Below are 21,643 nucleotides of genomic sequence, written 5' to 3' on the forward strand. Positions count from 1 at the left end.
TCCTGTTTGGCTGGGGATGAAAAGACGCCACGGCTCATGATTGCGCCCCGTCCAGGCGATCACGCAGATGCCGCAGGGTGCGGATCATATACTTTTCCACCATGTTCTTGGACAGGCCCAGGCGTTCGGCGATTTCCGCCTGGGTCAGGCCCTCGATCTTCTGCCAGACGAAGATTCGTCGGCAGTTGACCGGCAGCTCCGTGAGCGCCCGTTCGATGGAATCGGCCAGCTGGATCGCATGCATGTAATGCTCCGGATCGCCGGTCGGCGACTCACTGAGATCGATCGCCTCCGACTCCATGGCGCCCCGCCGGTCCTCACGCCGATAGCCGTCCACCGCGATGTTGCGCGCGGTCTGGTGCAAATACGCCCGGGGTTGCTGCACCGTCGACGAATCGGATTCGAGCACCCGCACAAAGGTGTCGTGCGCCAGATCCTCGGCCTGCGAGCGATTGCGCAGGCGACGGGTCCAGGTGCCGATCAACTCTTCGTAATGCTCGAGAAAGCCGGGTCTGCGGGGCAGCATGGGGATCATTGCGGCGTGCTGAGGAAAGGGGCGTGAATAGTAATGCTTCCTATTAAGCCGAAGCAATGGATTCCTCGGGAATGCCGGCGAAGCTGTTTTACCCAACGCCTCCAGCGCTCTAACTCGCGGCGATCTCTGCCTTGCGCGAGCAAAACCACCCATGCATCAAACCCGCCTGAAAGAACTGGACCGGCGTCTCGAACCCGGCCGCCTCTATCAGATCGGCGACCTGCGGCGCTGGCAGAATTGCCACATCCCGGGCATAGGCCAAACGCGCTCGCTCAAGCATCTCCGCCGGCACCTGGGCCGAGGCCATCAGCGTCATCCAGTGACGCAGCAATGCTTCATAGGCCGGGGATTGAGTATCCGAGGCCAGATCAGCGTTCGCCAGCACCCCGCCCGGCAGCAGACGACGGGCAATCTCATGGAAAAAGTCGATACGCGCCTGAGGATCGAGCAAAAACTGCGACACCAGAAAACAGGTCGCGCCGTCGTAACCGGATTCATCCGTCAGGGTATCGAGGTAGCCTTCGTGAAACCGGCAGCGGTCAATGAAACCACCCTCTTTCGCTCGCTGACGGCACACGTCGAGCATGGCGCCCGAAGGGTCGACTGCGGTGAATTGCCAGCCGGGAAACTGCTGCGCCAGATGGGCCATTTCCACACCGGTACCCACGCCGACGCAGAGAATGCGGGCATTGGTCGGCAGGCTTGCAAATACAGAATCAAGCAGCAGGTACAGGGCGTCGCGAATAGGCGCCATCCCGGCCCATTGTTTGTCGTAGACAGCTGACTGCTGGTCGAACAAGGCCTTGAGCGCTTGATTATCCATGGAACACATTCCTCTGCGTTTTGATGAAATGCACCGCGCAAGCTGCGGTTCACGTTCCATTATCGCAGGGCTGTCAAGCCACCTTGGTTGAGCAGCCCTGAACGCATGGTGGCTCAGCCTTTTTCGTCAATACCCGCTTGAAGTGACTGACTGTCGAAATGACCGCTCAGGGTCACCGGGCCGACTTTCAGGTTGCCGTTTTCAAGGGACACCTTCGGTGCGTTTTCTTCGGTTTTGTGTGGCAGGTCGAGGCCGGCTTTTACGCCGTAGTCGAGGTTGCTCAGATCGCTGCTGCTGACCTTCGAACCACCCAGATCGACCTTGCCTTCGGCGGCAGAAATCCGCGCACCGGTCAGTTGCGTGGCGCCGCCGACGGTGAGATTCACACCCTCACCAGCGTTGATGCCGGAGGCCTGTTTCACACTGTCCTTGTGCGCGTATTCGCCGTCGACTTTCAGCGTTGGCTTGTAGTCGGTGCCAGCCAGTTTGCCCTTGTCGTCGGCCGGGGTCTTCTTGGCGGTCAGGCCCAGATCCACATCCACCTTGGCGTGAGTGCTGGTGTCCTGACGGCTTTCGACCGACAGATCACCCGCCACGTTGCCGCTGACGTTGCGCGCATCGATCCGCGCACCGTTCAGGCTCGCATCACCGGCGCTGTTCAACACCACCGTGTCGGCCTTGATCTGGCTGTTCTGCTGGGTAGTGCCTTGCAGGTAGTCCACGCCCACCTTGGCCCCGACATTGAGGCCGTGATCGCTGCTGACTTTTTCATCGGCGGCGGTCGGTGTGCTTTTGCTCAGGTTGCCGCCGGCGTTCAGCGCTACGTTCCAGTTGTTGCGGCTGTCGGTGGACTGCGCGGACTCCTGAACGAAACCGCCCTTCTGCGCGTCGATGCTGACGTTTGGCGCGCTGACCTGAGTGCCTTGCAGGTGCACCGAATCGCCGCTCAACGCGATGCCATTCTGGCTGTTGAGCTGGCCACCGCTGAGGGTCTGGGTGTTCTCGTTGACCCGGCCGATGTTGAAGTTGCCGCTGAGGTTGCCGCCCTGATCGCGGCTCTTCTCGCTGCTGGTCTTGCTACCGCCGGCCTTCAGGCCGCCGCCGAGATTGCTGCCGGTGGCGACGTGCGAATCCGTGGCCGCTTGCAGATCGAGCTTGCCGCCAGCTTTCAGGTCGATAGCAGCAGCGCTGTCGATATTCGTGCCTTGCTGTACCTGATTACCGCCGCTGCTCAGATGCACCGAGCCGTTGCCGCTGAGGCTGGCGACGTGCGCCTGACTGTCGGTGGTCTTATTGCCTTTGTGATCGAGCTGGAATCCAGCGCCGAGATCGACGTTGGTGCCGTCAGTGCCCGGCAAGGTGCCGACCGTCAGCGAGCCGTTGCCGCGCAGGCTCGAGCTGTCGCTGCTCTGACGGTCGTTGGCCTGATTCAGGGCCAGGTCACCGCCGGTCTTGACGCTGACACCGCCCTGCCCACCGTCGAAACGGCTGCCTTCAAACTGTGCATCACCGCCGACATTGATGTTCACGCCCTGGTTGCCAGCGTAACCGCCGACCACCGCCGTGGAGCTGTTCTTGCTCGACTGGCTGCTGCCACCCGCGCCGCTGCCGGCCACGTTCACGTCTTCACCGGTCTTGGTGTAGACGCGCACATCGACCTTGGCATCGACCGCATTGTCGGTGCTGCTGTGGGTGTTGTTCGCGGCATCGGCCACCAGTTTATCGGCGCTGATGTTCACTTTGCCGGCGCTGGCGTTGTACTGGGTGCCCTGATCGTGCAGCGTGCCGCCGACCTTCACGTCCACGGTCTGGCCGTCGAACCGACTGACCACAGCGTTGCTGCCCTGCTCGGTTTTATCGGCGCTGGCATGACCGACTGCCACGTCGATACCGACGTTCGGCTGGCCGAGATTGGCCAGTGCATCCTTGTCCGGCACCTTGCCGGCGAGCACTTCTTTCACCGCGCCGGCAATCGGTCGGGCGATGTCCTTGTACTCGACGTTGGCGCCGATGTCCGCCGACCAGTTGCTCTCGCTGTGAGTGCTGCTTTCGGTGTTGCTGGCGGCACGGTTGTCAACTTCGTTGGCGGCGACGTTCAGGCCGTTGCCGGCCTTGAGTTGCGCGCCCTCGGTGGCGAGTTTGTCAGCGTTGATGTTCAGGCTGCCGCTGCTCTGCACGCCGGTGGTTTGCGCAGTGGTTTTGCCGGTGGTGTCTTGCGAAGTGTTATGCGAGAAATCCACGCCGCTGCCCGCGCGGTCGAGGCCGCCGGTGTAGTAGAAACCACCGCCGGTGCTGCGGGTTTCGGTCGAGGTGGTGTGGCTGTCCTGCTCGGCCAGCAACGAGACGTTCTTGCCGCTCAGGCTGGTGTCGCCGGCGGTGGATTTCACCTCGGAGCCCTTGAGCGTCACATCGCCGCCCGCCTTCACTTGCACAGTGCCGCCGCTGAGGCTGGAACCCTGCTGCGTGACGTCGTTGACGGTGACGGTTTGCGCCTTGTCTTCGTAATACACGCCAGCGCGATACTGCTCCGCCGTCTGCTCCTTGGCGTAGGCATCGAAACCACGGGTCTGCGTGCTGTTGCTGCTGTCGTGGGTGTTCTGCGTCGAATGCACGCTCACGTCACCGGCCGCCTCCGCCGTCAGCGAACCGCCGGCCTTGACTGTGGAGCCGGCGACTTCGATGTCCTTGGCGCTCTTGAGCTTGAGGTTGCTGTCGGAAGCCAGCTCGCTGCGCACCGTGGTGCTGTCCTTGCTGTTCTGGCGCGACTCGTCCTTGGTGATGCCGAAGAACTTGCTGTCCTTGTCGTGGTTGTTGCTGTGCGAGGTGTCCTGCACGCCGTCGATGGTCAGCGAACCGTTGTCGCTGATCACGCTGGCGTCCTTGCCGCCACGCACCTGGCTGCCGCTGATGCGCACGTCGTCGGCCTTGACCACCAGCTTGCCGGCCGCGTTGATTTTGCTGCCCTGATGCTGGGTCTGGCCCTTGTCGGCGTCGCCGGTCTTGCCGAAGAAACCGCCACCGACCAGGTCACCGGAATAGCGGTTGTCGCTGCTGCGATGGGTGCGGGTCGCGGTGGTGATTTCCACCTGTTTGCCGGCCAGTTGCAGATCGCCGGCGCTGTTCAATTCAGCGCCTTCGGAGCGCAACAGTGCGGCGGTTTGCAGGGCAATGTTGCCGGCCTTCAGCTGGCTGGTGATGCTGCGCTGCTCTTCGCTGCTGCTGTCCCAATCGGCTTTCCACAGGTGTTTGCGGTGCTTGCCCTGATCGGTCTGGGTGTGGCTTTCAGTGGCGGCGGTCAGGCGCAGATCGCCGCCGCTTTGCACGCTGAGGTTGTTCTTCGCGTCGACCTTGGCGGCTTGCAGTTCGGTGTCTTTGCCGGACAAGAGTTGCGCGTCGCGGCTGGCGACGATCTGGCTGCCGTGCTGGCGCGAATCGCTGTCGGTCTTGGTGCGCTCATAAGTTTCCCAGGTGATGCCGATGGTGCTGTTGTTCCAGTTCTCGCGCTGTTCCTGGAGCTTGCGGCTTTCGACGGTGGTCAGGGTCAGATTGCGTTTGGCCTCGACCTTCACGTCACGACCGCTGACATCGGTGGCGGCCAGGGTCAGGTCCTTGCCGCTGTGCAGGCCGACGTCGCCCTGGCTGCTGCGAATGCCGGCGCGGGTCACGTCGAGGCTGTCCGGGATCGCCTGACCGCTGACGCTCAAGTCGCCAGCCGAACGAATCTGCACACCGTCACGCCCGGCGACTTGCACAGCGCCGACCTTCACGCCCGCGCCTTCAGCGGTGCTGACGATGTTGATGCGCCCGGCCTGCATCGCGCCAAACAGGCTGGCGTCGATTCGTTGATCGGTGGTGTTGCCCGCCGGGTCCACGGCTTTCACCTGGCCGCTGGCGTAATCGATCTGATTGCGTCCGACGGTGAGGTTCAGTTGATCGCGAGCGCTGATTGCGCCTTGGCTGTCGATACGCGGCGCGATCAGGTTGATCGAGCCTTCACCGTTGCGCAGCCCGCCGCTCTGGATCTGCAACTGGCCAGTGGCGTCGCGGGTGCTCAGCGCTTGCAGCTTGCCGTCGTTCAGCTCGGGCCGGCCGACCACCAGATTGGCGTTCGGCGTGTTGATGAAGCTGCCGCCATTCACCGAAATGCCGTTCGGGTTGGCGAGTACGTAGTCGGCGGCGCGACCGAAGATTTCCTGGGCGCCGTTGATGGCCGACGGGTTGCGGCTGATCACTTCGTTGAGGATCACGCTCGCGGCCTGGCCCTGCAATTGCGGGTTGGCCGCCAGTTGCCCGGCGAGCTGCGATTGCCCGGCCTGCAAGGCGTTGTTCAGCACCAGGCCCTGACGGTCGACGTTGTAGTCGAGGAACTGGTTGTGCGACAGACCCGAGCCGTTGGGCGCGACGATGTTGACGATCGGGACGCCGCCCTGGGTTTGCAGTTGCGCGGTGCCGCCGGGGCCGGGCGCGACCACCACACCGCCGGCGATGGCGCCCGGCAGGTGAGCGACCAGGAACAGGCTGGCGATGGCCCAGCGCAGTTTGCCCCGTGGGGAAAGATGAAACGCAAAGGTATTCATTGGCATAAAAAACTCTCCATGTAGTGCGGCATCACGTTGCGCGTTGAGTTGAAGGCCACGGCTGTCGCGCTCAGGTCCGATGGCTGTTGTTCACTGACGTTCATATCTGTAATCCGACCCGCATCAGCCAGGTTTCAGGCTCGCGGTGCAGGCCGGTTGGGGTGTTCAGACTGCGTTGGTAATCGACATCCACTTGCAGGTTTTTCCAGCCCAGATTGAGGCCGATGCTGGCGCCGCTCAGGCGTTGAACCGGGGCGCCGTGATCGGCCTTGATCCAGCCGTGGTCGAGGCCGACGCGCGGGGTGAGCTGCACCGGCAAATCGGTGCGCAGCGGCAGGCGCAAGGTATTGCGCCAGATCGCGCCGCTGGCGCCGGACGCGCTGCTGACCCGATAACCGCGCACGGCGGAATCGTCGGTGCCGAGCAGTTGTTCGATGGCTGGCAGCGGATCGGGGCTGTACTGCAAATTGAGCTGGCTCTGCCATTGCCAGGCTTGCGCGCCGAGCTGGCCGTTGCGCCACTGGCTGAGGCCGGCGCGGTATTTGCGAAACTGCGCCTTGGGCAAGTTCTTGACCTGGCGATCGGCATCGTCGTCGGCACCGAACCCGCTTAAACCCTGGGCGTAATTCACGTCGAGGTTCCACACCGCGCGGTCGAGCCAGAACAGATTGAGCCCGGCCTCGGCCACGGTCAGGGTCGGGCTCTGAATGCCGAGGCGGACGTTTTCCAGATAGCTGTCGACGTCCTTGTGCGCCAGTTGCAGGTTGGCGCTGAGCTGATGACTCTGGTCGCGCCACAACACACGGTCGGCGCGCAGGCTGAGCTGATCGGTGATGCCGGTGCTGTGGAAAGTCAGCGTGCTGAGCTTGAACGGCGCGCGGTATTCAGCGTGGCTGGCGAAGGTGCTGAACGTCCAGTAACCGTAGGGAATCGCGTAATAGAGGCTGGCGTTGCGGCTGTAGCGGTCGCCCTGATTGAGGGTGTCGCTGGCGCTGAGGCTCAACAGATCGTTGAGTTCGAGCGGGCTGTCGAGGGTCAGGCTCAACGTGTCGCGATCACGACCGGTGCTGGCGCTGCCGAGGTTGTCCGCGCCCAGGCCCAAGCTCCAGCGCGACTGCCCGGAGGTACGCGAACGCAGGATGATTTTTGACGCACCGGGCTGGCTGCCGGGGGCGATGTCGGCGGTCAAATCGATTGAGCGCAGACGGTTCAACTGATCCAGTCCCTGCTCCAGATCCCGCAGGTTGAGCGGCTTGCCGAGCATTCCGGGGAACGCGCCACCGAGGGAAACCGGCAGGCTCTGGTCCGCCAGTTCGATGGACTCGATGTAGCCTTCGTCGATCAGGATATCCAGCGATTGCCCCGCCACTGGCGCACTGCTCAAGTACGGCCGACTTGCGATGTAGCCCTTCTCCACGTACAGCGCGGTGATGGTCGCCAGCAAATGGTTGATCTGGCCGACGCCCATGCACGGCGTCAGCAGCGGCTTGATCCGGGCGTTGAGTTTGTCTTTATCGATCAGCGTGACGCCACCGATGCGCGTGCCGCTCAAGGGCCAGCAGCGTTCGTCGGGTTTGATCGATTCAGGAATGGCCGGAGTGGCAGGCGTCGGGCCGAACGCGCCGCGCTCCAGTTGGCGCTTGCGCTGTTCGAGTTGCAGCTGTTGCAGATCGCGCTGTTGCAGTTGTTGCTGGCGCAGCACTTCCTGGCCAGGGGCTGGAGTTTCGGCGGCGAGAACGCTGGGCGCACACACACTCAACAACAAGGCCGACAACAGCGGGCGAGGCAGGGAACGACTACGAGAAACAGCGCAAAGCGAATACGGCACTCAACATCCTTGCAATCAACTGGCTTAATGCCACCCCATCAATAGCGGTGATAGTCAGAGCCTTCCTACACAATTGCAAGACGCTTCCTACGCTGCTTACATTTCTTAAACAAATGCCCTTTTAGCGCGGATCGCCAGCGATAACGCCAGCAAGTTGCAGATCATCAGGGTTTCCCCGAGGGCCTGAGACCTCGTGGCTAACACCAATCCACCGCTCATAAAACAGCCTTGGCATCGTGCCGTTGTTGCTCGATCGATTGATCGTGGCAGTCGCAGCGTCGTTTCGACCACGCTCCAATCCCTGAGGCTCTTGCGCAATTAATCGGACATCTGAAGCAACTGACGACCGGCGATAAAAATCAATTGCCACAAAATATTACTCGCGTCATATTACGGTCGTAATAGCCATCCCGCTTCTTCAGGTATTACGCCATGACCAGCATGCCCACCGTAGAACCCGATCTCGCCGTTCCGGTCAGCGCCCCCAAACCTCCCCTGCTCAAACGCCTGCTGTTGCCGACTGCGGGTCTGGCCGCGCTGGTGTTCGCCGGGCTGTACGCCGTGCATTGGTGGGGCGCCGGGCGTTTTCTCGAGGAGACCGACGATGCCTACATTGGCGGCGACGTGACGGTGATCGGGCCGACGGTCGCCGGTTACATCGAGGAAGTGCTGGTCAGCGACAACCAGAAGGTGAAGGCCGGCGACGTGCTGATTCGCCTCGACGCGCGCGACTACCGCGCCAATCTGGCCAAGGCCGAAGGCGCGGTCGCCGCCGAGGAAGCGCTGCTGGCCAACCTCGACGCCACCGAACAATTGCAGCAAGCGGTGATCGGTCAGGCCCGCGCCGGCATTGATGCCGCCAGCGCCGAAACCGCCCGCTCGCGGGATGACAACGCGCGCTACAAACGCCTGTTGACCACCAACGCAGTCTCGGTGGAAAGCGCGCAACGGGCCGATGCCACCTTCAAGACCGCGCAAGCCTTGAGCGCCAAAGCCCAGGCCGAACTGCTGGCCGCGCAACGCCAGCTCACCGTGATCGAAACCCAGAAACAACAGGCCCGCGCCGCCCTCCAGCAAGCCCGGGCCGAGCGTGATCTGGCGCAACTCAACCTCGGCTACACCGAACTGCGTGCCCCGGTCGACGGGGTGATCGGCAACCGCCGCGCGCGGGTCGGCGCTTATGCACAGGCAGGTTCGCAGCAGCTGTCAGTGGTGCCGGCCAGCGGCCTGTGGGTCGATGCCAACTTCAAGGAAGACCAATTGGCGCGGATGAAGCCCGGCCAGCGCGTGAGCATCCGCGCCGATGTTTTATCAGGCCAGGAATTCCACGGTCGCCTCGACAGCCTCGCCCCGGCCACCGGTTCGCAATTCAGCGTGCTGCCGCCGGAAAACGCCACCGGCAACTTCACCAAAATCGTCCAGCGGGTGCCGGTGCGGATTTTGCTCGACCCCGCCGACGGCGTGCTTGGCCACCTGCGTCCGGGCCTGTCGGTGACCGCTGAAGTCGACACCCGCGCCCAACCTGAAACCACCGCCGTGGCCAGCGCGCCATGAGCACCGCCCTCACCGCCTCCGCGCAGCCGTTCAATGCCGCCGAAATGGCGACGGCGACCAAAGTGTTCGCCTTCGCAACGATGTGCATCGGCATGTTCATCGCGCTGCTGGACATCCAGATCGTCTCGGCCTCGCTGCGTGATATTGGCGGCGGGTTGTCCGCCGGCACCGATGAAACGGCGTGGGTGCAGACCAGTTACCTGATCGCCGAAATCATCGTGATCCCGCTGTCGGGCTGGCTGTCGCGGGTGTTTTCCACACGCTGGCTGTTCTGCGCCTCGGCGGTCGGCTTCACCCTCGCCAGCCTGCTCTGCGGCATCGCCTGGAACATCCAGAGCATGATCGCCTTTCGCGCGCTGCAAGGGTTTCTCGGTGGGTCGATGATTCCGCTGGTGTTCACCACGGCGTTCTTTTTCTTCACCGGCAAACAGCGAGTGATTGCTGCCGCGACCATCGGTGCTGTGGCGTCGCTGGCACCGACGCTGGGCCCGGTGATCGGCGGCTGGATCACCGACATTTCGTCCTGGCACTGGTTGTTCTACATCAACCTGGTGCCGGGGATTTTCGTCGCCGTGGCAGTGCCGATGCTGGTCAAGATCGACCAGCCGGAACTGTCGCTGCTCAAGGGCGCGGACTATTTGAGCATGGTGTTTCTGGCGCTGTTTCTCGGCTGCCTGGAATACACACTCGAGGAAGGCCCGCGCTGGAACTGGTTCAGCGACCAGACGATCCTGACCACCGCATGGATCAGTGGCCTCGCTGGCCTGGCCTTCATCGGCCGCACGCTGTACGTGGCCAATCCGATCGTCGACCTGCGCGCGCTCAAGGATCGCAACTTCGCCCTCGGCTGCTTCTTTTCCTTCGTCACCGGGATCGGTCTGTTCGCGACGATTTACCTGACGCCGCTGTTTCTCGGCCGGGTGCGCGGCTACGGCGCGCTGGACATTGGTCTGGCGGTTTTCTCCACCGGGGTGTTCCAGATCATGGCGATTCCGCTGTACGCCTTTCTGGCCAATCGCATCGATCTGCGCTGGATCATGATGGCGGGCCTGGCGTTGTTCGCGTTGTCGATGTGGGAATTCAGTCCGATCACCCACGACTGGGGCGCCGGAGAATTGCTGCTGCCACAAGCCCTGCGCGGGATCGCCCAGCAACTGGCGGTGCCGCCGGCGGTGACATTGACGTTGGGTGGCCTGGCACCGGCGCGGCTGAAGCATGCGTCGGGCCTGTTCAACCTGATGCGCAATCTGGGCGGTGCAATCGGGATTGCTGCGTGCGCGACCATTCTCAATGACCGTACCAACCTGCACTTCACCCGGTTGGCGGAGCATCTGAACAGCAGCAACGAAGCGGTGAATCAGTGGCTGGCCCAGGTCGGCGGCAACTTTGCCGCGCTGGGTCAGAGCGGCGATGTCGGCCTCACCGCCAGCCTGCGTCAGCTATGGCTGCTGACCTACCGTGAAGCGCAGACGCAAACCTACGGCGACACGTTCCTGATGATCATGGTGTGCTTCGGCATCGCCACGGCGATGGTGCCCTTGATGCGCAAGGTGCAACCACCGGCCGCGCCGAGTGCCGATGCACATTGATCGATCAGGCTTGCGGGGTTTTACGGAAGCCCACGGCCAGGCGGTTCCAGCTGTTGATGGTGCTGATCGCGACGCTCAGGTCGACCATTTCTTTGGGCGAGAACTGGGCGGCGACCGCTTCGTAGTCTTCGTCCGGGGCGTGGGTCAGGCTCAACTGGGTCAGGGTTTCGGTCCACAGCAGCGCGGCGCGTTCACGTTCGGTGAAGAACGGCGCTTCACGCCACGCGGTCACGGCGAACAACCGGCGCGGGGTTTCGCCGCCCTTGATCGCGTCGGCGGTGTGCATGTCGATGCAGAACGCGCAGCCGTTGATCTGCGAAGCGCGCAGCTTGACCAGTTCGATCAGGGTTTTTTCCAGCGGCAGTTTCGAGACGGCGGTTTCCAGGGCGATCATCGCTTTCAGGGCATCTGGGGACGCGGTGTAGAAATCGATACGAGGTTTCATGGCGACTCTCCGGGGCAAGTGAATGTGTGGCTACGTTAGTCCCGGTGCCGGGCCAGGCAAATAGCCAATCTCCCGGAAGACGGGTAGGCCACTCCTCTGGCGTCAGAAAAGAAAGTGTTGCGGGGCAATTGCCAGCGCTCGTTCTGTGCCACTAGAATGCGATCAATTCTTAATTGCACCGTTTTCGCACTCACGATCGCACCCTTGGCCACGGACGCCCGAAACGAGTATCTGCCCTTCATGTCGTCCCTTGATCAGCCGTTGAATCAGCAAGTCCAGACGCTCTACAGCGAACACCACGGGTGGCTGCAGGGCTGGCTGCAGCGCAAGTTGGGCAATCGCTGCGATGCGGCCGACCTGGCGCACGATACGTTCCTGCGCCTGCTCACCCGTCAGGTGATCAAGCCACTGGGCAGCGAGCCCCGGGCGCTGTTGACGCACATCGCCAAAGGTCTGGTGATCGACCGCTGGCGGCGCCAGGACCTGGAGCGCGCGTACCTGGAAACCATCGCGCACCTGCCCGCCGCCGAAGTGCCGTCGCCGGAAACCCGCTACCTGATTCTCGAAACCCTGTGGCGCATCGAAGCGCTGCTGCGCGAACTGCCGGAACAGACCCGCGAGACCTTCCTGCTGTCGCAGATCGAAGGCCTGACCTACGCGCAGATCGCCACGCGCCTGAATGTTTCGCTGATCACCGTCAAACGCCACATGCGTGCCGCGTTCATTGCCTGCCTGAGTGTCGCCTGATGAATTCGTCGATGATCAATCCGCAGATTCTCGGTGAAGCCGCCGACTGGCTGGTGCAACTGCATTCCGGCACCGCGACCCCGTCCGACCATCAGGCCATCGCCCAATGGCGCAGCCGCAGCGCCGAGCACGCCATCGCCTGGCAACGGGCCGAAGCCCTGCTGGGGGATTTGCGCAGTGTGCCGGCCAACGTCGCGATCCAGACCTTGAAACGCGCGTCCCGCAAAGAAGGCCTGAGCCGTCGCCAGACACTCACCCGCCTCGGCTTGCTGTTGATGGCCGGGCCACTGGGCATGGCCTCGCAGCATGTGCCGTGGCAGCAATGGACCGCCGACCAGCGCACCGCCGTCGGCGAGCAAAAGAATCTGCAATTGCCGGACGGCACTCAACTGGTGCTCAACACCGACAGCGCCGTGGACATCGCTTTCAGCCCGGTGGAGCGTCGCGTCCTGCTGCTCAACGGCGAAGTGCTGATCAACACCGCCGCAGACGCCAGCGCTCGTCCGTTCATTGTCGAAACCCCGCAGGGTGTGGCCCGCGCGCTGGGCACGCGATTCTGCGTGCGCACCGAGGGTTCGCGCAGCCAGGTGTCGGTGCTTGAGGGCCAGGTTCAGATCACCCCGCAACTGCTCAAGCAGAGCGCGATTCTCCAGGCGGGCGAACGCCAGCGCTTCAAGCTCAACAGCTTCGACAGTGCCGAAACCTTCGACACCGCCTCCCTTGCCTGGGACAAAGGCATGCTGCTGGCCAGCAACATGCGACTGGACGAATTGCTCGGCGAGCTGAGCCGCTATCGCCGGGGCGTGCTGCGCTGTCATCCGGACGTGGCGGCGATGCGCGTGTCCGGGGCGTTCTCCCTGCGCGACACCGACGCCAGTCTGCGTCTGCTCAGCGATACGTTGCCGCTGAACATCAACAGCCTGACCCGCTATTGGCTGTCGGTGGAACCGCGAGTCTGAGCCCTCGGAAAAAATTTTCGATATTTGCTGATACCTTTTCGCGACTCGTCCGGTGAGTGGATAGACCTTTCAATTCCACGCCCCCGACAGGAACACCGAATGACCGCAATGCCATCGCCCCGCCCCGCCACATTTGCGCTCAAGGCCCTGAACCTGAGCCTGGCCCTGGCCTTCAGCGCCCTGCTGCCGACCGCCGCCCACGCCGCCGACAGCGTCAGTGAAAGCGCCAGCCGCACCGTCAACATCGGCCCCGGCCTGCTCAGCCATGTGCTGGCGCAATTTGCGGTCAGCGTCGGCGTGCCGCTGTCGTTCGATCCGGCGCAACTGGGCAATCGTCAGAGCCCGGGCCTGCAAGGCAGCTACACCGCGCAGAGCGGTTTTGCGCGGTTGCTGGAAGGCAGCGGTTTCGAGCTGATCAGCACCGGCCACAACGGTTACACCGTGGCCCCGAAAGTCGCGGCGGACGGTGCGCTGGAACTCGGCGCCACCAACGTCAGCGCCCTGCGCGACGACAGCGGCGACACCTACGGCGGCGAACAGGTCGCCCGCCGCGCGCAGATCGGCATGCTCGGCAACCAGGAGGTCAACGACCTGCCCTTCAGCGTCACCAGCTACACCGCCAAGACCATGGCCGATCAGCAGGCCCAGACCGTCGGCGATGTGTTGCTCAACGACGCTTCGGTGCGCCAGTCCAACGGCTTCGGCAACTTCTCGCAGATGTTCATGATCCGCGGCCTGCCGCTGGCCTCCGATGACATTTCCTATAACGGCCTGTACGGGGTGCTGCCCCGGCAGATCATTGCCGTCGAAGCGCTGGACCGGGTGGAACTGTTCAAGGGCCCGAACGCCTTCGTCAACGGCGTGACCCCGAGCGGCAGCGGCATCGGTGGCGGGATCAACCTGCAACCCAAACGCGCGATGGATACCCCGACCCGCAGCGTCACCCTCGACTACAGCGCCGACGGCCGCGTCGGCGGGCATCTGGATCTGGGCCAGCGCTTTGGCGAGGACAACCGCTTCGGCGCGCGGGTCAACCTGATGCAGCGCGAAGGTGACACCGCTGTCGATGACGAAGATCAGCGCTCGTCGCTGTTCAGCGTTGGCCTGGACTATCGCGGCGATCGCCTGCGGGTCTCGACCGATTTCGGCTATCAGAAGCAGGTCATCAACCAGGGTCGCTCTGTGATCTATGTCGATTCGAGCCTGACCAAAGCCCCCAAGGTGCCACACGCCAACGCCAGCTATGCCCAGAGCTGGAGCTATTCGCAACTCGAAGACACCTTCGGCATGGCCCGCGCCGAATACGACCTCAACGACAACTGGACGGCCTACGTGTCCGGCGGCGCCAAGCACACCCGCGAGAACGGGGTGTACTCGTCGCTGACCGTTACCGACCTCAACGGCAACGCCCGTGGCGGCATGCTCTATTCGCCCCACGACGAAGACAACCAGAGCGCCATGGCCGGGCTCAACGGCCGCTTCGACACCGGCCCCGTCACGCACCAGTTGAACCTCGGCTGGGCGGGCATCTGGGGCGAGCAGCGCTCGGCGTTCGAGACCGTCGGCGCGGCCGGGCGCTACAGCACCAACCTGTACAACGTCACCGACAAGCCGCGCCCGGCGCCTACCTCATTTGCCAGCGACATCAACGACCCGCGCATCACTGGCAAGAACATCCTGCGCAGCGAGGCGATTTCCGACACCCTCGGTTTCGTCGATGACCGCATCCTGCTGACCCTCGGCGTGCGTCGCCAAGCGCTGAAAGTCGACGGCTGGAGCACCGCCACCGGCGCCCGCACTTCGAGTTATGAAGAGTCGATCACCACCCCGGTCTACGGTCTGGTGATCAAGCCGTGGGAACACGTGTCGTTCTACGCCAACCGCATCGAAGGCCTGGCGAAGGGCCCGACGCCACCAACCACGGCGATCAACCGCGACGAAACCTTTGCCCCGGTGCGCAGCAAGCAGATCGAAGCCGGCGTGCGCCTGGACATGGGCAGCTACGGCGCCAACCTCGGCGTCTATCGCATCGAGCAACCGTCGAGCTACACCCAGGACGGAATCTTCCGGGTCGACGGCCAGCAGACCAACAAAGGCGTGGAACTCAACGTCTACGGCGAACCGCTCGACGGTCTGCGCCTGCTCAGCGGCGCGACGCTGATGAAGACTGAACTGGAAGGCAGCAGCAACGGCGTGAATGACGGCAACCGCGCCGTCGGGGTGCCGCGCTTCCAGTTCAACCTCGGCGCCGACTGGGACATTCCGGGCCTCGAAGGCGCCGCCCTCAGCGCGCGGATGTTGCGCACCGGCGGCCAGTACCTGAACGCCGCCAACACCCAGAGCATTCCGGCGTGGAACCGCTTCGACCTTGGCTCGCGCTATGCCTTCAAACTGGATGAAAAGCAGATCACCCTGCGGGCCAATCTGGAGAACGTCGCCAACGAAGCCTATTGGGCCTCGGCCAACGGCGGTTACCTGACCCAGGGCACGCCGCGCACGCTGAAGGTTTCGGCGACTGTGGACTTCTAAAAAACCGCTCGTCACTCGGCCGGCACCAAGCCTTGTGCGCGTCAGACCAATATCAGGTAGATCCCCTTTCCGGAGACAGACCATGATGACGCGCACATTGACCTCAATTTTGTTGGCAGGCTTGTTGGCCGCCGCCTCTACCGCCAGTTTTGCCGCCAACGATGGCGCCGATGCCACGGGCACCAAGTCCGGCGCCACCAGCGGCTCGACCCAGCCACCAAACAGCACGCCCGGCGCACCTTCGGGTGGCAGCACTTCCGATGGCATGGGCAAAGGCACCGGCACCAACGGCGGCGCCAGCGGTTCAGGCTCAGGGGCTGGCGGCGGGACCGGTTCGGCCGGCGGCGGGACTGGCGGCGCCGGTGGTGGCACCGGCAGCTGAACGAACAAGAGCAGGCCGTGGTAAGTGCCATGGCCTGTGTCTGAACCCGACCGCGTTTTTTGTCAGCGATCCGAGCGCAGCAATTCGCCGAGGCCGACGTCCATCGACAACACGGCCGCGCGATTGCGACCGGCATTTTTGGCCTGATACAGCGCCGCATCGGCGCGCTGGATGAACAGCTCAGGGCTGTCGTTGCCCAGCGGAATAAACGAATAGCAGCCTAGGCTCACCGTGAGATAACCGGTCGGCGAGCCGCTGTGGGTGATGTGCTTGTCCATGACGCTGCGGCGGATCTGCCCGGCAATCGCCAGCGCGCCGTTGATGTCGGTGTCCGGCAGCAACACCGCGAACTCCTCACCGCCATAGCGCACCGCCAGATCGGATTTGCGCTGGCAGCAGTTTTTCACCACCTGCGCGACCTGCGTCAGGCAATGGTCGCCGGCCACATGGCCGTAGGCGTCGTTGTAACGTTTGAAGAAATCGATATCGAGCATGATCAGGCTGACCGGGCTCGACTGCCGCGCGCCCCGGGCAAACTCCACTTCCAGAGAACGCTCGAACAGGCGCCGGTTGGCCAGCCCGGTCAGGCTGTCGTGGGTGGCGATCTGCTCCAGCGTCCGCTGGGCCTTGCGCAGGTTTTTCTCGATCCGCTCACCATCGCGCACCTGATGAATGAACACCCAGCCGAACAGCCCCACGCCGAGCATCACCAGCGCCACGATCACGCTGGACTGGAACGCCCGGTCATGCCAGCCCTGAAGAATCGTATCTCGCGATGAAGAGGCGGACACCACCAGCGGATAACTTTCCAGCTGCCGGTAACCATAAAGGCGCGTCACACCGTCGACCACCGAATCGATCATCGCGGTGCCGGCGGAGGCGTTGGGCAGCAGCTTCTGATAGATCTCACCCTTGGCCAGCGAGGTGCCGATCAGAGACTCGTCGAACGGCCGACGGGCGAGCAACGTGCCGTCAGTCATGCCGAGAAACATCGTGCCGTTGTCATCCAGGCTGAAGCTTTTGAAGAACTTGTCGAAGTACGACATCTTGATCCCGGCCAGCAACACGCCCTGGAAATTGCCGGCGCGGTCGTTGACCCGTTTCGAGATCGGGATGATCCACTCGCCGTTCTCGCGGCTGCGGATCGCCGGGCCGATGTGCGCCACACCCGACACGTTCTGCTGGTGAAACTTGAAGTACTCGCGATCGGCCACGCCATTGCCGCGCGGCAGATCCGGGAACGAGGTAATCACCCACTGCCCTTCGCGGTCGAACAGGAACATGCCGTGCAACTGCTCGAGTTGTTGCACTCGTCGCGCGAAGGTTCGCTGCAATCGCGGCTTCTGCGCCGCACCGTAGCCATCTTCCTGAACCCAGTCGACCAGGCTGGTCATCACCAGATCCGCCGCCAGAAAGGTGTCTTCGGCCTGCTGCGCCATCGCCCGGGTCAGGTTGGCCGAGGACACTTGCGCACTCGCCAGATCCTGGCGCCGCGACTGTTCGATCTGCAAATACAGCAGACCGGACAGGCACAGACACACGGCAACGATGAACAACACCGCCGCCTTGCGCAGGGGCAAACGCTTGAGAGTGCCGCCGGGGGCCTGGTGCGGATCGTGAATGGGGATAGGCAAAAGCGTGTCCTGGGCAGGTACGACAGGGGCAAAGGCCCGAAACCCTTGTTTTTTTGTGAGCGTAGCCCACCGGGTTGTGTGGGGCAACCAAGTGCCACCGCGACAATCCCGACCCTGTTGCTATCGGCGCGCAGGCCAAATGGATGACCTGCCGCGCGAATTATTTTTGCCTGCCCGTTTTTGCCCGCATCAACCTTGACGGGCCAATCGCCGCATCGCACTGTGCAGATGCGCCCGCGCACTTTCCGGATCGCCCTCGCGCATCTGCTCGTACGCCCGTTGCGCAACCGCATGCGGCACCGGTTTCAACACCCGTTGCGTGGCCATCGCCAGCAGTTGCACTTGCGCGGCACGTTCCAGGTAATACAGATCGTCCCAGGCTTCGGCGATGGTCGGCGCCGCGACAATCACCCCGTGATTCTTCAGAAACAGAATGTCGGCCTCGCCCATGACCCCGGCGATCCGGTCGCCCTCGCGCTCATCCAGCGCCAGCCCGTTGTAATGCTCGTCCACCGCCGTGCGCCCGTAGAACTTCAGCGCGGGCTGGCTCAGCCACAACAGCGGCGGCCCCTCCAGCAGGCACAACGCCGTCGCGTTCGGCATGTGCGTGTGGAACGCGACCTTCACCCGAGGCAGCCGCTGGTGCAAGCGCGCATGAATATAGAAAGCAGTCGCTTCCGGCTGGCCCTCGCCGTCCACCACGTTGCCGTCGAAGTCGCAGACCAGCAGGTTGTGCGCCGTCACTTCGGAAAACGCATAGCCGTAGGGATTGACCAGAAACAGGTCATCGTGCCCCGGCAACATCGCCGAAAAGTGATTGCAGATCCCCTCCTCCAGCCCGTGCAGCGCCGCCAGTTGAAAGCACGCCGCCAGTTCGTGGCGGGCGGTAATGATGGCTTCGCTGTCGAGGTTCAACGAGCCGCAGCGCGTGGGTCGGGCGCTGCCGGTCAGGGTGTGGGCCATGGCGAAACTCCTCTATTACCAGCCAAGGGACGCGAACAGCGGCAGCACTTCGTCCAGCGTGTTGAGGATCGCGTCGGGCCGATAGTCCGGCAGCAACTGACGACCGGTCCCGCGGTCGATCCATACGCAGCGAAAATGCATGTCGCGGGCCGCCGTGTGGTCGAGCATCGGGCTGGCGCAGATGTGCACCACCTGATCGCGGCTGACGCCCAATTGCTCATGAGCGTAGTCGAACAGCCGCGGCGCCGGTTTGTAGGCGCCGGCCTGTTGCGCGGTGATCACCCGGTCGATATGGCCGCCGAGTTGAGCGACGTTGCCGGCGATGATGTCGTCATCGGTGTTGGAGACGATGCACAGCTTGAAACCCTTGGCCTTGAGCTGCGCGAGGGTCTCGACGACTTCGGGAAACGGCGGCATCTGCGGAATCGCGGCGGCCAGGCGCTGACTGTCTTCGCTGGCACTCGCCAGGCCCAGTTCTTCCAGGGCCAGTTGCAGGCCGAGGGTGCTCAGTTCGCGAAACGAGCGGTGTGGCGGCGTCTGTTCCAGGCGATGTTCGTGGCGGTCATAAATCTCGATCAGGCGCCCGGCGTCGACCCGGTGTTCGCCCTTCTCGCTCAGGATCCGCTCGGCCACGGCGCGCAGGCCTTCGTCCCATTGAATCAAGGTGCCGTAGCAATCGAAGGTCAGCCATTGCGGGCGCGGTGTGTTGATCAAGGTCATGGGGGCATTCCTCTGCAAGTGAGGACTTCAGCTTATGAACTCGGGGTGATAGTGTGAAATTAAATAAATAGCCAACCGTCAGTTGCCAAACAAATATCGAGACCGCCGCCATGCTGGATCTGGAACTGCTGAAAACCTTCGTCTGCGTGGTCGATGAAGGCAGCTTCACCCGCGCCGCCGAACGCGTCCACCGCACCCAATCCACGGTCAGTCAACAGGTGCGCAAACTCGAAGATCTGGTCGGCCACGCCCTGCTGTTGCGCGACCGCACCGGCCTGAACGTCAGCGTCACCGAGCACGGCGAACTGCTGATCCACTACGCCCGCCGCCTGCTGGCCTTGTCCGCCGAGGCCAGCGAAGCCCTGGCCAGCGATCTGGATCTGGAAATCCTGCGCATCGGCATGCCGGAAGACTTCGACGCCCGACGCATGGCGCTGATCCTCGCCGGCTTCACCCGCAGCCACCCGCAAGCGCGACTGGAAACCGTCAGCGGCATGAGCCTCGACCTGAGGCAACGCCTCGACAGCGGCGAAATCGACATCGCCCTGATCAAACGCGAACCTGACAGCGGTCCCGCCTGGGCGACCTGGCCGGAACGACTTGTTTGGGTCAAAGGCGTGGAGTTCGACTCATCCACTGGCGTCTTGCCGCTGGCGCTGTTTCCTCAGGGCTGCCTGTACCGACAACGGGCAATCCGCCTGCTCGACGTGGCGCAACGCCCATGGCGCGTGGCTTTCGGCAGCCACAGCCTGACCGGCATTCAAGCGGCGGTCGCATCCGGGCTCGGGGTTTCGGTGCTGCCGGCGTCGGCGGTGTTGCCGGAGCATCGGGTGTGCACGGACTTGCCGCCGCTGCCGCCGACGGAGCTGGCGCTGGTCAGCCGCGAGGGGGGGTTGAGTGGATTGCAGCGGGGGTTGGTGGAGTTTTTGCGGGGGGAGTTGGGGGTTGATGCGGGGGGATTTGCTTGAGGTTGATCGCAAAAAAACAGGCGCCTTTTCAGGCGCCTGTTTTTATGATCGGTCAACGCGACGGCGGCACCCGGATATCCCCCGCCCGGCACTGGGTTTTCACGCCCTTGCCGCAGGCGCCGAATTGCAGGTCCTTGCCCATGCACACGCGCACTTCCGAGAGTTCCGGGCCGTTGCAGATCACGGCGATGCCGTCTGACGGGATGCCCGGATTGCTCTTGCGGAATAGGTCGGCAATTTCCTGCGCTTCGAAGTAATAAGAGCTACTGAACGGTTGCAGCTCTTGCGGGATTTTCACCGCGGCCACGGCTTTGTCTGCTTCGTCCAGATAGCCCATCGCGCCGAGGCCGCTGCAGGTGCCGTGCTTGCTCCATTCGTGATCGAGGAGTTTTTTGGTCGGGAACAGCGTCAGGCCTTTGGCCGTTTCGGCGGCCGACAGGTTGGTCAGCGGCGGGCAGGACTCCGGCCAGCCGCCCTTGGCGTATTGCGGCCACAGGCCATGCAGGACAAAACCATAGCCCTTGCCGGTGCATTGCGGGTCGTCCTTGTGGGTCAGGCAAAAGGTCGGCGACCAGGACAACGTCAGCAAGTAGTAATCGAATACCCCCGCCACCGATTCCGCCTTGCTGGCGGACGACTGGCGTGCCGAACTCAGGCCGATGCTACCGACCGTCAGCGCAATCAGCGCCATAATTGTAAAAAGCTTTTTCATGTTCCCGTTCCTTGGGACGCGTGCGTCCGTGGTTTCTGTGGTCTGACCATCACTTGGCCAGACGCTGATTGAGTCATGCCCGTGTTGCAAGCGCATGACGCAGGGCAAAACCTGCATTACTTTGAAAGGACTACGATGATGTTGAAATCACCACAGGGAACCGACATGAGTAAAGCAGACGAACTCGCCGCGAAACTCAAACAAACCCGGCACACCCATGCTGACGAAATCACCTGCGCTGAACTGGAGATCGATTGCTGGCCGGCTCAGGTTTACGCCTTGTATCACCGCATCGAGGGCTGGTTGCAACCGGTCACCGAAGTCGGCCTGAAAATCCGGCGCAATCCTACCCATGTTTGCGAAACTTCGCCGGATGGCGAGACCCACGACTACGCCATCGACCAGTTGATCATCGAAGCCAACCATCACAGCCTGACGTTCGATCCTATCGCCCGTTTCACCGAAGACGGCTCGGGGCGCGTGCAAATCGTCCTGCCGGGGCGCGAAGCATCGCTGCTGCGCACGGTTGATGAACACGGCGAAAGCCATTGGTGGTTGCAGACGCTCGAGACCGGGCAACAGCTGGATGCGATTGCGTTGACGGAAAACAACCTGCTGTTGGTAGTCCAGGAAGGGCTCGGTCTGTAGGTTGAACCTGACACAACTGTAATCCGCGCC

Annotated in this window: 17 protein-coding genes; 8 read left to right on the forward strand and 9 right to left on the reverse strand. The window is 63.1% G+C overall.

What is annotated here, in order from left to right; all coding sequences use genetic code 11:
* Positions 1 to 34 precede the first annotated feature (34 nt).
* The 4 genes from LOY31_RS19335 to LOY31_RS19350 form a co-directional block, all read right to left on the reverse strand.
* Complete coding sequence (locus tag LOY31_RS19335; RefSeq protein ID WP_085608266.1) at positions 35 to 535, reverse strand: sigma-70 family RNA polymerase sigma factor; 501 nt, start codon at positions 533 to 535, stop codon at positions 35 to 37.
* Positions 536 to 644: 109 nt separating this feature from the next.
* A complete protein-coding gene (locus LOY31_RS19340) occupies positions 645 to 1,358 on the reverse strand; it encodes a class I SAM-dependent methyltransferase (RefSeq protein ID WP_221535656.1) in 714 nt (237 codons plus the stop codon).
* Positions 1,359 to 1,471: 113 nt separating this feature from the next.
* Entirely contained in the window at positions 1,472 to 5,941 is a 4,470-nt protein-coding gene (locus tag LOY31_RS19345) for a hemagglutinin repeat-containing protein (protein ID WP_221535655.1), read from the reverse strand.
* Positions 5,942 to 6,035: 94 nt separating this feature from the next.
* The gene (locus LOY31_RS19350; RefSeq protein ID WP_258712057.1) at positions 6,036 to 7,763 is read right to left on the reverse strand and encodes a ShlB/FhaC/HecB family hemolysin secretion/activation protein; all 1,728 of its coding nucleotides are present in this window, start codon (positions 7,761 to 7,763) and stop codon (positions 6,036 to 6,038) included.
* A gap of 432 nt (positions 7,764 to 8,195) precedes the next feature.
* On the opposite strand from LOY31_RS19350, the gene LOY31_RS19355 reads away from it, so the two are divergent.
* Together LOY31_RS19355 and LOY31_RS19360 are read left to right on the forward strand one after the other, a co-directional pair.
* On the forward strand, positions 8,196 to 9,317 hold the full coding sequence (locus tag LOY31_RS19355; protein WP_258712058.1) for an HlyD family secretion protein: 1,122 nt from the start codon (positions 8,196 to 8,198) through the stop codon (positions 9,315 to 9,317).
* Positions 9,314 to 10,906 carry a DHA2 family efflux MFS transporter permease subunit gene (locus LOY31_RS19360; RefSeq protein WP_258712059.1) on the forward strand — a complete coding sequence of 531 codons (1,593 nt, stop codon included), beginning with the start codon at positions 9,314 to 9,316 and terminating at the stop codon, positions 10,904 to 10,906. Before LOY31_RS19355 ends, LOY31_RS19360 begins: the two co-directional genes overlap by 4 nt.
* Positions 10,907 to 10,910: 4 nt before the next feature.
* Here the strand turns inward: LOY31_RS19360 and LOY31_RS19365 are convergent, their stop codons facing one another.
* Positions 10,911 to 11,351, reverse strand: coding sequence for a carboxymuconolactone decarboxylase family protein (locus tag LOY31_RS19365; protein WP_074689185.1), 441 nt, complete (start codon positions 11,349 to 11,351; stop codon positions 10,911 to 10,913).
* Positions 11,352 to 11,591: 240 nt separating this feature from the next.
* On the opposite strand from LOY31_RS19365, the gene LOY31_RS19370 reads away from it, so the two are divergent.
* The 4 genes from LOY31_RS19370 (at position 11,592) to LOY31_RS19385 (ending at position 15,968) form a co-directional block, all read left to right on the forward strand.
* On the forward strand, positions 11,592 to 12,098 hold the full coding sequence (locus LOY31_RS19370) for a sigma-70 family RNA polymerase sigma factor (protein WP_102688577.1): 507 nt from the start codon (positions 11,592 to 11,594) through the stop codon (positions 12,096 to 12,098).
* On the forward strand, positions 12,098 to 13,057 hold the full coding sequence (locus tag LOY31_RS19375) for a FecR domain-containing protein (protein ID WP_007955890.1): 960 nt from the start codon (positions 12,098 to 12,100) through the stop codon (positions 13,055 to 13,057). Before LOY31_RS19370 ends, LOY31_RS19375 begins: the two co-directional genes overlap by 1 nt.
* 99 nt (positions 13,058 to 13,156) lie before the next feature.
* The gene (locus LOY31_RS19380; protein WP_258712060.1) at positions 13,157 to 15,586 is read left to right on the forward strand and encodes a TonB-dependent receptor; all 2,430 of its coding nucleotides are present in this window, start codon (positions 13,157 to 13,159) and stop codon (positions 15,584 to 15,586) included.
* 82 nt (positions 15,587 to 15,668) lie between these two features.
* A complete protein-coding gene (locus tag LOY31_RS19385) occupies positions 15,669 to 15,968 on the forward strand; it encodes a hypothetical protein (protein ID WP_007955886.1) in 300 nt (99 codons plus the stop codon).
* A 62-nt stretch (positions 15,969 to 16,030) separates the two neighbouring features.
* Here the strand turns inward: LOY31_RS19385 and LOY31_RS19390 are convergent, their stop codons facing one another.
* The 3 genes from LOY31_RS19390 to LOY31_RS19400 all read right to left on the reverse strand — a co-directional run bounded on the left by LOY31_RS19390 (position 16,031) and on the right by LOY31_RS19400 (position 19,285).
* Positions 16,031 to 17,602 (reverse strand): GGDEF domain-containing protein, encoded by a 1,572-nt coding sequence (locus tag LOY31_RS19390; RefSeq protein ID WP_258712061.1) that lies wholly within the window; start codon positions 17,600 to 17,602, stop codon positions 16,031 to 16,033.
* 189 nt (positions 17,603 to 17,791) lie between these two features.
* Positions 17,792 to 18,565, reverse strand: coding sequence for an aldolase (locus LOY31_RS19395; protein WP_258712062.1), 774 nt, complete (start codon positions 18,563 to 18,565; stop codon positions 17,792 to 17,794).
* Between the two features lie 15 nt (positions 18,566 to 18,580).
* Positions 18,581 to 19,285, reverse strand: a complete 705-nt coding sequence (locus LOY31_RS19400; protein WP_258712063.1) for a haloacid dehalogenase type II — start codon at positions 19,283 to 19,285, stop codon at positions 18,581 to 18,583.
* Positions 19,286 to 19,395: 110 nt separating this feature from the next.
* On the opposite strand from LOY31_RS19400, the gene LOY31_RS19405 reads away from it, so the two are divergent.
* Positions 19,396 to 20,253: a LysR substrate-binding domain-containing protein gene (locus LOY31_RS19405; protein WP_258712064.1), complete on the forward strand. Its 858-nt coding sequence runs from the start codon at positions 19,396 to 19,398 to the stop codon at positions 20,251 to 20,253.
* 52 nt (positions 20,254 to 20,305) lie between these two features.
* On the opposite strand, the gene LOY31_RS19410 is transcribed toward LOY31_RS19405, so the two are convergent.
* Positions 20,306 to 20,965, reverse strand: a complete 660-nt coding sequence (locus LOY31_RS19410) for a ribonuclease T2 (RefSeq protein ID WP_221535803.1) — start codon at positions 20,963 to 20,965, stop codon at positions 20,306 to 20,308.
* A 165-nt stretch (positions 20,966 to 21,130) separates the two neighbouring features.
* Here LOY31_RS19410 and LOY31_RS19415 point away from each other — a divergent pair, with 165 nt between their 5' ends.
* Positions 21,131 to 21,613, forward strand: coding sequence for a hypothetical protein (locus tag LOY31_RS19415; RefSeq protein ID WP_045121792.1), 483 nt, complete (start codon positions 21,131 to 21,133; stop codon positions 21,611 to 21,613).
* The last annotated feature ends 30 nt before the right edge of the window (positions 21,614 to 21,643 follow it).

It is taken from the genome of Pseudomonas sp. B21-021, assembly GCF_024749205.1.
GTDB classification, from domain to species: Bacteria; Pseudomonadota; Gammaproteobacteria; order Pseudomonadales; family Pseudomonadaceae; genus Aquipseudomonas; species Aquipseudomonas paraglycinae.

Bases quoted from the DNA above. Each gene is read 5' to 3' on its own strand.
- LOY31_RS19335 (WP_085608266.1), bottom strand. From the start codon at position 535: ATGATCCCCATGCTGCCCCGCAGACCCGGCTTTCTCGAGCATTACGAA.
- LOY31_RS19340 (WP_221535656.1), bottom strand. From the start codon at position 1,358: ATGGATAATCAAGCGCTCAAGGCCTTGTTCGACCAGCAGTCAGCTGTC.
- LOY31_RS19345 (WP_221535655.1), bottom strand. From the start codon at position 5,941: ATGCCAATGAATACCTTTGCGTTTCATCTTTCCCCACGGGGCAAACTG.
- LOY31_RS19355 (WP_258712058.1), top strand. From the start codon at position 8,196: ATGACCAGCATGCCCACCGTAGAACCCGATCTCGCCGTTCCGGTCAGC.
- LOY31_RS19360 (WP_258712059.1), top strand. From the start codon at position 9,314: ATGAGCACCGCCCTCACCGCCTCCGCGCAGCCGTTCAATGCCGCCGAA.
- LOY31_RS19365 (WP_074689185.1), bottom strand. From the start codon at position 11,351: ATGAAACCTCGTATCGATTTCTACACCGCGTCCCCAGATGCCCTGAAA.
- LOY31_RS19370 (WP_102688577.1), top strand. From the start codon at position 11,592: ATGTCGTCCCTTGATCAGCCGTTGAATCAGCAAGTCCAGACGCTCTAC.
- LOY31_RS19375 (WP_007955890.1), top strand. From the start codon at position 12,098: ATGAATTCGTCGATGATCAATCCGCAGATTCTCGGTGAAGCCGCCGAC.
- LOY31_RS19380 (WP_258712060.1), top strand. From the start codon at position 13,157: ATGACCGCAATGCCATCGCCCCGCCCCGCCACATTTGCGCTCAAGGCC.
- LOY31_RS19385 (WP_007955886.1), top strand. From the start codon at position 15,669: ATGATGACGCGCACATTGACCTCAATTTTGTTGGCAGGCTTGTTGGCC.
- LOY31_RS19395 (WP_258712062.1), bottom strand. From the start codon at position 18,565: ATGGCCCACACCCTGACCGGCAGCGCCCGACCCACGCGCTGCGGCTCG.
- LOY31_RS19400 (WP_258712063.1), bottom strand. From the start codon at position 19,285: ATGACCTTGATCAACACACCGCGCCCGCAATGGCTGACCTTCGATTGC.
- LOY31_RS19405 (WP_258712064.1), top strand. From the start codon at position 19,396: ATGCTGGATCTGGAACTGCTGAAAACCTTCGTCTGCGTGGTCGATGAA.
- LOY31_RS19410 (WP_221535803.1), bottom strand. From the start codon at position 20,965: ATGAAAAAGCTTTTTACAATTATGGCGCTGATTGCGCTGACGGTCGGT.
- LOY31_RS19415 (WP_045121792.1), top strand. From the start codon at position 21,131: ATGAGTAAAGCAGACGAACTCGCCGCGAAACTCAAACAAACCCGGCAC.